The organism is Promicromonospora sp. NPDC057488 (genome assembly GCF_042802395.1).
Classification (GTDB): Bacteria; Actinomycetota; Actinomycetes; order Actinomycetales; family Cellulomonadaceae; genus Promicromonospora.
This window is the reverse complement of sequence record NZ_JBHVEG010000058.1, coordinates 26,469-34,454: the sequence shown is the minus strand read 5'-3', so window position 1 is coordinate 34,454 and position 7,986 is coordinate 26,469. Positions and strand designations below refer to the sequence as shown.

9 protein-coding genes are annotated in these 7,986 nt (G+C 74.0%); 7 read left to right on the top strand and 2 right to left on the bottom strand.

Annotation, left to right across the window (positions count from 1 at the left end; all coding sequences use genetic code 11):
* Positions 1 to 66: 66 nt before the first annotated feature.
* From alr to ACFU5G_RS14065, 5 genes are all read left to right on the top strand, one after another.
* A complete protein-coding gene (gene alr / locus ACFU5G_RS14085; protein ID WP_377245382.1) occupies positions 67 to 1,302 on the top strand; it encodes an alanine racemase in 1,236 nt (411 codons plus the stop codon).
* Positions 1,299 to 1,877, top strand: coding sequence for a tRNA (adenosine(37)-N6)-threonylcarbamoyltransferase complex ATPase subunit type 1 TsaE (gene tsaE / locus ACFU5G_RS14080; RefSeq protein ID WP_377245379.1), 579 nt, complete (start codon positions 1,299 to 1,301; stop codon positions 1,875 to 1,877). Before alr ends, tsaE begins: the two co-directional genes overlap by 4 nt.
* Before the next feature lie 83 nt (positions 1,878 to 1,960).
* Entirely contained in the window at positions 1,961 to 2,725 is a 765-nt protein-coding gene (gene tsaB, locus ACFU5G_RS14075; RefSeq protein ID WP_377245376.1) for a tRNA (adenosine(37)-N6)-threonylcarbamoyltransferase complex dimerization subunit type 1 TsaB, read from the top strand.
* Positions 2,722 to 3,288, top strand: a complete 567-nt coding sequence (rimI, locus tag ACFU5G_RS14070) for a ribosomal protein S18-alanine N-acetyltransferase (protein WP_377245373.1) — start codon at positions 2,722 to 2,724, stop codon at positions 3,286 to 3,288. The genes tsaB and rimI overlap by 4 nt, the downstream gene beginning before the upstream one ends.
* Complete coding sequence (locus ACFU5G_RS14065) at positions 3,285 to 4,160, top strand: sulfurtransferase (protein ID WP_377245370.1); 876 nt, start codon at positions 3,285 to 3,287, stop codon at positions 4,158 to 4,160. The genes rimI and ACFU5G_RS14065 overlap by 4 nt, the downstream gene beginning before the upstream one ends.
* A 4-nt stretch (positions 4,161 to 4,164) precedes the next feature.
* Here ACFU5G_RS14065 and ACFU5G_RS14060 read toward each other — a convergent pair whose 3' ends face one another.
* The gene (locus ACFU5G_RS14060) at positions 4,165 to 4,887 is read right to left on the bottom strand and encodes a hypothetical protein (RefSeq protein ID WP_377220262.1); all 723 of its coding nucleotides are present in this window, start codon (positions 4,885 to 4,887) and stop codon (positions 4,165 to 4,167) included.
* Between the two features lie 158 nt (positions 4,888 to 5,045).
* On the opposite strand from ACFU5G_RS14060, the gene ACFU5G_RS14055 reads away from it, so the two are divergent.
* Positions 5,046 to 6,065, top strand: a complete 1,020-nt coding sequence (locus tag ACFU5G_RS14055; RefSeq protein WP_377245367.1) for a hypothetical protein — start codon at positions 5,046 to 5,048, stop codon at positions 6,063 to 6,065.
* Between the two features lie 126 nt (positions 6,066 to 6,191).
* Here the strand turns inward: ACFU5G_RS14055 and tsaD are convergent, their stop codons facing one another.
* Positions 6,192 to 7,235, bottom strand: coding sequence for a tRNA (adenosine(37)-N6)-threonylcarbamoyltransferase complex transferase subunit TsaD (gene tsaD, locus ACFU5G_RS14050; protein WP_377245364.1), 1,044 nt, complete (start codon positions 7,233 to 7,235; stop codon positions 6,192 to 6,194).
* Positions 7,236 to 7,357: 122 nt separating this feature from the next.
* On the opposite strand from tsaD, the gene ACFU5G_RS14045 reads away from it, so the two are divergent.
* Positions 7,358 to 7,975, top strand: coding sequence for a malonic semialdehyde reductase (locus ACFU5G_RS14045; RefSeq protein WP_377245361.1), 618 nt, complete (start codon positions 7,358 to 7,360; stop codon positions 7,973 to 7,975).
* Positions 7,976 to 7,986 lie beyond the last annotated feature (11 nt).

Sequence of the window (7,986 nt, the reverse complement as noted above, 5' to 3'; positions counted from 1 at the left end):
GGTCCCCGGAGGGACCTGAGCGTCTGACACGTCCGTGCGCATCTGACAGGTGCAAGAATCGGTGCGATGAGTACCGCCCCCGCCTACCCCGCCCGCGCCGTCGTCGATCTCGACGCGATCCGCGACAACGTGCGCGCCCTGCGGACGACCGCCCCGACCGCCCAGGTCATGGCCGTCGTCAAGGCGGACGCGTACGGGCACGGGCTGGCCCCCTCGGCCCGGGCGGCGCTCGCGGGCGGTGCCACCTGGCTGGGCGCTGCGCAGAGCGTCGAGGCGCTCGCGATCCGAGCCGCCGTCGGACCCGGCCCGCGCATCCTGACCTGGCTCTACGCGCCCGGCGCACCCCTGGCCGACCTCGTCCGCGACGACATCGACGTCGCCGTCGCCGCGGCCTGGGCCCTCGACGAGGTGGCCGACGGCGCCCGCGCCGCGGGCCGCACCGCCCGGGTGCACCTCAAGGTCGACACCGGGCTGGGCCGCAACGGGATCATGCCCGCGGACCTGCCGGCCGTGCTCGACCGGGTCGCGGCGCTCCAGGCCGAGGGCGCGCTCGCCGTCGTCGGCCTCATGTCGCACTTCGCGCTCGCGGACGAGCCCGACGACCCGTCGGTCAAGATGCAGACCCACGTGTTCGAGGAGGCGCTCCGGACCGTCGAGGCGGCCGGGATCGACCTCGAGGTGCGGCACATCGCCAACTCCGCGGCGACCCTGACCAACCCGGCCGCCCACTACGACCTGGTGCGCCCGGGGATCGCCGTGTACGGGCTCTCGCCCGTGCCGCAGCTGGGCGCCCCGGGCGACTACGGGCTGCGGCCCGCCATGACGCTGGAGGCGCGGCTCGCGACCGTCAAGCGCGTGCCCGCGGGCCACGGCGTCTCCTACGGGCACTTCTACGTAACGCCGCAGGACACCGTGCTCGGGGTCGTCCCGCTCGGTTACTCCGACGGCATCCCGCGGCACGCGTCGGGCGGCTCGCTCGGCCCGGGCGGCCCGGTGCTGGTCGGGGGCGCGGTGGACGACGTCGCCGCGCCGGCGACCGGCCTCGGCACCGCGCGCGTGCTGCGTGTCGCGGGCCGGGTGTGCATGGACCAGATCATGCTGGACCTCGGCCCCTACGCGTCCGAGCAGGCCGGCGACGTCGTGACCTTGTTCGGGGCGTCCGACGGGCTCGCCCGCGCCGGGGCGCCCAACGCCGAGGACTGGGCACAGGCCGCCGGCACCATCAGCTACGAGATCGTGACGCGCCTCGGCGCGCGCGTGCCACGCGTTTACGTGGGCACGGCAGGAAGGGAGACCGCGTGAGCGGGGCAGTGAACGGACCGGGCGACATCACGACGTCGGAGGCGGTGGTGATCGAGCTGCCGGACGCCGACACGACGCGTGCCTTCGGAGCGGCCCTCGCCGGGGTGCTGCGCCCGGGAGACCTGGTGATCCTCACCGGCGACCTCGGCGCGGGCAAGACGACCCTGACGCAGGGGATCGGGGCGGCGCTGAACGTGCGCGGGCAGGTGGCGTCGCCCACGTTCATCGTGGCGCGTGAGCACCCGCCCCTGCCGCGCCCGGACGGGACGCGCGGGCCGGGCCTCGTGCACGTCGACGCCTACCGGCTCGGTGGGCTGGGCGAGCTCGACGCGCTCGACCTGGACTCGTCGCTGGAGGACTCCGTGACCGTCGTGGAGTGGGGGCGCGGCCTGGCCGAGGCCCTCGCCGACGACCGCCTGGAGATCGACCTGGAGCGCCCGCGCGGCGCCCCGTCGTTCGACCCCGGCGTGGAGCCCGAGGCCGACCCGGGGGCGGGCACCCGCACGGTGACGATCCGCGCGATCGGCCCGCGCTGGGCGGGCGTAGACCTGCGGTCGCTGGCGGGTGGTCGGTAGTTCGTCAGGTGATCGGCACCTCGGGCTGCCGATCGTCTGACCTACTGCCGATCATCTCCGGTGACCGGCTATACCCTGGTGACGTGGCCGTTCTTGCTCTCGATACCTCAGCAGCCGTCGCCGTCTCGCTCGTCGACGAGGAGGGCGCGCGTCTCGCGTCCCGCTCCTCCGACGAGCGTCGCCGGCACGCCGAGTCGCTCGCGCCCCTGATCACCGAGGTCCTCGACGAGGCCGGGATCGAGCGCGCCGACCTGACCGCCGTCGTCGCCGGTACCGGCCCGGCCCCGTTCACGGGCCTGCGCGTGGGCCTCGTGACCGCGCGGACGCTCGCGCTCTCCCTCGGCATCCCGGTGCTGGGCGTGCCCAGCCTCGACGCGCTCGCCGTCCAGGCCGTCAGCGACCTCGGGCTGCGCGCGGGTCAGGAGATCCTGGCCACCTCCGACGCCCGCCGCAAGGAGGTCTACTGGGCGCGCTACCGCGTGGTCGCGCACGAGGGGCCGCACGGCGTCCCCGTCGTGGAGCGGACCGCCGGGCCCGACGTCGACCGGGCCGGGTTCGTGGCCCAGGGCCAGCTCCCGACGCCTGACGGCGGCGACACCCCGCTGCCCGTCGTGGTCGGCGAGGGCGCGATGCTCTACCCCGAGTTCCTCCCGGTGGCCGACGACGCCCCGCTCGTCCCCGACGCGACGGTGCTCGCCCGGCTGGCGCTCGTCCGCCGCGCCGCGGGCGAGGAGCTGCCGACCGAGCCGCTGTACCTGCGGCGTCCGGACGTGCACGAACCCGGGTCCCCGACCGGCTCCGGGACCGGCTCGGCCACCACCATCACCACCACGGGCGGCGCCGCATGATCACCGAGGTGCGGCTGCGCCCGCTGCGCAGCGGAGACTTCGACCGCGTGCTGCAGCTCGAGCGCCAGCTCTTCGGCCGGGGCGCCTGGACGTACGGGATGCTCGCCGACGAGCTCGCCGGCCTGGGCCGCTGGTACGTCGTGGCGGAGCCGGAGCGGCTGGACCGCGCCGGGGACCAGCCCGTCGTCGGCTACGCCGGGCTCTGGTTCGACGGCGACGTCACGCAGATCATGACCATCGGCGTGGACCCCGACGTCCAGCGCCACGGTGTGGGCCGGCAGCTCATGGACGCGCTCATCGAGCGGTCCCGCAAGGTCAAGGCGGAGGCCGTGCTGCTGGAGGTGCGCGTGGACAACGCGCCCGCCATCGAGATGTACCGCGACTTCGGCTTCCAGATCCTCGGCGTGCGCAAGCGCTACTACCAGCCCGAGGACATGGACGCGTACACGATGCGCCTCGACCTCTCCGAGGTGGAGCACCCGACGGCGGACGCCGCCGTCGAGTCGCCGGTGGACGCCCCGGCCGCCGACACCCCCGACGACGCCACGGGAGACGCGGCATGAGGGAACGAGTCCTGGTCGACGCCGCGACGCTGGCGGCCGACCTGCAGGTCGGCGGCGCGCCGGACCCGGCCGAGGGGCGCCCCGTCGTGCTCGACGTCCGCTGGGCGCTCGGCATGACGGACGGCCACGACCAGTACCGCGCCGGGCACGTGCCGGGCGCCGTGTACGTGGACCTGGAGTCCGAGCTGGCCGCGCACGGCTCGCCCGCCGAGGGGCGGCACCCGCTGCCCTCGGCGGCCGCGTTCCAGGCGGCCGCGCGCCGCTGGGGCGTCTCGCCCGGCTCGCGCGTGGTGGTCTACGACTCCGTGGGCGGTACGTCGGCCGCGCGCGCGTGGTGGCTGCTGCGCTACTTCGGCGTGCCCGACGTCCGCATCCTCGACGGCGGCCTCGCCGCGTGGAGCGCGCAGGGCTCCGCCGTCGAGCCGGGGGACGTCACACCTGAGCCGGGCGACGTCGTCGTCCGCCCCGGCGGCATGCCCGTGATCGACGCCGACGGGGCGGCCGAGCTGGCCGACGGCCCCGGCGTGCTGCTGGACGCCCGGGCCGGCGAGCGGTACCGCGGCGAGGTCGAGCCCGTGGACCCGCAGGCCGGGCACGTCCCGGGCGCGGTCAGCGCGCCGACGGCCGAGAACCTGGGCGCGGACGGCCGGTTCCTGCCGACCGGGGACCTACGACGGCGGTTCGGGGCGCTGGGGGTCTCGACAGGCTCGACCGGCGGTGGGTCCGACGTCGTCGGCGTGTACTGCGGTTCCGGTGTCACGGCGGCGCACGAGGTGGCGGCGCTCGCCGTCGCCGGCGTGGACGCGGTGCTGTACCCGGGCTCCTGGTCGCAGTGGTCGAACGACCCCGCGCGGCCGGTCGCGGTGGGCTGAGCCGTCAGGGCGTGGGGCTGACCTCGTTGAGCACGAGGATCTTCTGCCACACCTTGCGGGCCATGCCGAGCGTCAGCGACTCGATGGTCGAGACCGTGTTCAGCACGATGTCGTCCTGCGACTCCTCGGCGCACAGCGCCGCCGCCTTGCCCACGATCGACAGCAGCTCGGTGCAGTACTCCAGGTAGTACTCGATCTGCTCGGGGGTCAGGTCGACGTCGTTGTTCTCCGACTCGCCCGCGAAGGCGTCCCGCAGGATCTCCGGCTCCTTGGTGAGCTGGTGCATGTCGATGATGTGCGCCAGGGAGCGCAGCCGGTGCAGCTTGGCCAGCAGGTCGGAGCGCTGCACCCGCTGCGGCACCGAGTGCAGCACCACGACGGCGACCGCGACGAACACGATGTCGTTCACGGCGCTCTCGATCAGGGGCAGCCAGTCGAGGCCGTTGTCCGGCGCCTCGGTGCCCGCGGCCTCGACGGCGAAGCCGAACGCGACCAGCGCCACGAGCACCACGAGGGCGATCAGGACGCGCGACCCGGCCTGCACCAGCCGGCTGCGGCGGCGGGTCCCGGCGGAGGTGTCCGCCACCTGCTCGGTCAGGGCCACGAGCTCCTGGGCCACGAGGTGGATGCCGCGGTCGGGGAACCGCGCGCCGATGCGGTCACGCAGCCGCCGGGCCGTGTCGATGACCGGGACGGGCTCGAGCTTCTCCAGTGTTCTGACCCACACGGGACGCAGCGTAGGGCCAGGGCACCCGACGGCGGGGCGTCGTCCGGGCCGCGCCCGGGGTGAAACCGCGCGAACGTCCTCCCGCCAACTTCATGCACGTTGATAGAGTCGGCGACCGCCCGTGCGAGAGTGCGCGGTCGCGGACGAGGAGCACGCGCATGGTACGTCGGGCCAACACTGCATCCGGGTTGTTCGCCGTTCTGGGCCTCGAACCGGCGCAGGAGCTCGCCTACCGGCACCTGCTGTCGGTCGGCTCGGCCAGCGTGGGCCAGCTCGCCGCGGCCATGGAGGTGGACCAGCCCGTCGCCGCGGCCTGGCTGGCCCGCCTGGAGAACCTGGGCCTGGTGCTGCCCGTCGACGGCACGGCCGGCTTCGCCGCCGTCGACCCCCGCAGCGCGCTCCGCGCCCTGACCGACGGCCACACCATGCACCTCAACCGGCTGCGCGAGCACATCCCGGAGCTCGCCACCGTGTTCGAGGACGCGCGCCGCGGCTCCGACGCGCCGACCCTGACCCGCCTGGTCTCCGGGCACAGTGACATCGCGGACTGGTACGGACGCCTCGGGCACGAGGTGGAGGGGGAGTTCCTGGCCTTCGACCGGCCGCCGTACGTGGTCACGCCCACGGACTCGCTGGAGGACCTGGCGATCTCGCGGGGCGTGGTGTGGCGGTCCGTCTACGGAGCGGCATCGTTCGACCTGCCGGGACGGCTGGACCGGGTGCGCCGCGACATCGCGATGGGGGAGCGGGCCCGGGTGACCGCGACGGTACCGGTCAAGCTCGCGATCATCGACCGGCGCCTCGCCCTGGTGTCGCTCAACCTGTCCGAGGAGGCGCCCGAGGCCCTCGTGACGGCGTCGCCGCCCCTGGTGGAGGCGCTGTGCCTGATGTTCGAGAGCTACTGGGAGGGCGCCCAGCCGCTGCGCCAGTGGCGGTCCGAGGGCGCACCCGAGCCGCGTCCGGCGTCGGGGCGCTCGCGGGGCGACCGTGATCCGACTGCGGAGGAGCGGGAGCTGCTCGCCCTGCTGACCGCGGAGGTCAAGGACGACGTCATCGCCCGCGAGCTCGGCATCTCGGTCCGGACGCTCGGGCGCCGCCTGCGCGACCTGATGGACGCGCTCGGGGCGACCAGCAGGTTCCGCGCCGGTGCCGAGGCCGCGCGGCGCGGCTGGATCTAGCGCGCCGGACTACCCGGACGCTCGTCCGCGGTCCGGCTCAGACGGTGTTGTCTGCCGTCTGAGCCTGCGGTTCGCTCCGGGCGGTGCGCCTCGTTCCTCGGCGCTCCGCCTGCGCTCACCTCCGGCTCAGACGGTGATGGTCGTGAGCGGCATCGACGAGTCCACCGGGATGTCCAGGTTGCTCGGCGCCACCCCGGCCCGCACGACGGCGGAGCCGAGCGCCGCGATCATCGCGCCGTTGTCCGTGCAGTAGCGGATGGGCGGGATCCGCAGGTCGATGCCGGCCTCGGCGCAGCGCTTGGCCGCCATCTCGCGCAGCTGGCTGTTGGCGGAGAACCCGCCGCCGACCACCAGCGTGTCGACGCCGTGCTTGTGGCACGCGGCGATGGTCTTGGCCGTGAGCACGTCGGCGACGGCCTCGGCGAACGACGCCGCGACGTCGTTCACGGGGATCTCCTGCCCCGCGTCCGTGCGGGCCTCGACCCAGCGGGCCACCGCCGTCTTGAGGCCCGAGAAGGAGAAGTCGTAGGCGTGCTTGGCCTGGTCCTTCGCGGCGGTGAGGCCGCGGGGGAACCGGATGGCCGTCGGGTCGCCCTCGCGCGCGAGCCGGTCGATGTGCGGTCCGCCGGGGTAGGGCAGGCCGAGCAGGCGACCGACCTTGTCGAAGGCCTCGCCCGCGGCGTCGTCCAGCGTGGAGCCGAGCTCGGTGACGTTCGTGGCGATGTCGTCCACCAGCAGCAGCGAGCTGTGCCCGCCGCTGACCACGAGCGCCATCGCCCGCTCCGGCAGCGGCCCGTCCACGAGCTGGTCCACGCACGCGTGGCCGATCACGTGGTTCACGCCGTACAGCGGCTTGTTCAGGCCGATGGACAGGGCCTTCGCAGCCGAGGCGCCGATGGTGAGCGGCCCGACGAGCCCGGGGCCGGCGGTCACTGCGACCGCGTCCACCTCCGACAGGTCGACGTCCGCCTCGCCCAGGGCCTTCTGGATGGTGGGGATCATCGCCTCGAGGTGGGCGCGGCTGGCGACCTCGGGGATGATGCCGCCGTAGCGGGCGTGCTCCTCCATCGAGCTGGCGACGGCGTCGACCAGCAGGTCGTTTCCGCGGACCAGCGCGACGCCGGTCTCGTCGCAGGAGGTCTCGATACCGAGCACCAGTGGATCTGCCATGTGCTCCAGCCTAGTTCCCCGGCGGCGATGAGCGGGGAACCGGTGCGGATGTGACACGCGGACGTGCGGGACGTCACGGTTGAATCTGGAACTATCGCTTGGAGCAACTTGTTCCACTCCGCATGACACAAGCACTTGAGGCCACCGCACCGCTCGCCATCGACGACGCGACCGCGGACCGCCTGTTCCGTACCGCGCGGACCGTGACGACCTTCGCGGAGTCCGAGGTCACCGACGAGCAGCTCACCGCCGTCTACGACCTCATCAAGTGGGGCCCGACGATGATGAACACGAGCCCGCTGCGGATGCTCGTCGTCCGCACGCCGGAGGCCCGGCAGCGCCTCGTCGGCCACATGCCCGAGAACAACCAGGAGCGCGTCTCCAAGGCCCCCGTCACGCTCGTGCTCGCCTACGACACCGACTTCCACGAGCGCCTCGACGTGCTGATCCCGCACATGCCGGGCGCCCGCGAGATGTTCGCCGGGGACGCCGGGGCGCGCGCCGGGATGGCGCGCACCAGCGCCCTGCTCCAGGCCGGCTACCTGCTCGTGGGCCTGCGGGCAGCCGGCCTGGCGGTCGGACCGATGAACGGCGACTACGCCGGGATCGACGCGGAGTTCTTCGCCGAGAACGGCTGGAAGGGCTTCCTCGTGGTCAACGTCAGCGCGGCCGACGGCGCCGACACCACCCGCCCCCGCGCTCCGCGCCTGAGCTTCGACGACGCCGCGCAGGTCATCTGACCGACGCGGGC

What these genes read in the sequence shown, in the direction of transcription:
- rimI (WP_377245373.1), top strand. Translation starts at nt 2,722, where the DNA reads ATGATCACCGAGGTGCGGCTGCGCCCGCTGCGCAGCGGAGACTTCGAC.
- ACFU5G_RS14045 (WP_377245361.1), top strand. Translation starts at nt 7,358, where the DNA reads ATGACACAAGCACTTGAGGCCACCGCACCGCTCGCCATCGACGACGCG.
- alr (WP_377245382.1), top strand. Translation starts at nt 67, where the DNA reads ATGAGTACCGCCCCCGCCTACCCCGCCCGCGCCGTCGTCGATCTCGAC.
- ACFU5G_RS14065 (WP_377245370.1), top strand. Translation starts at nt 3,285, where the DNA reads ATGAGGGAACGAGTCCTGGTCGACGCCGCGACGCTGGCGGCCGACCTG.
- tsaD (WP_377245364.1), bottom strand. Translation starts at nt 7,235, where the DNA reads ATGGCAGATCCACTGGTGCTCGGTATCGAGACCTCCTGCGACGAGACC.
- ACFU5G_RS14055 (WP_377245367.1), top strand. Translation starts at nt 5,046, where the DNA reads ATGGTACGTCGGGCCAACACTGCATCCGGGTTGTTCGCCGTTCTGGGC.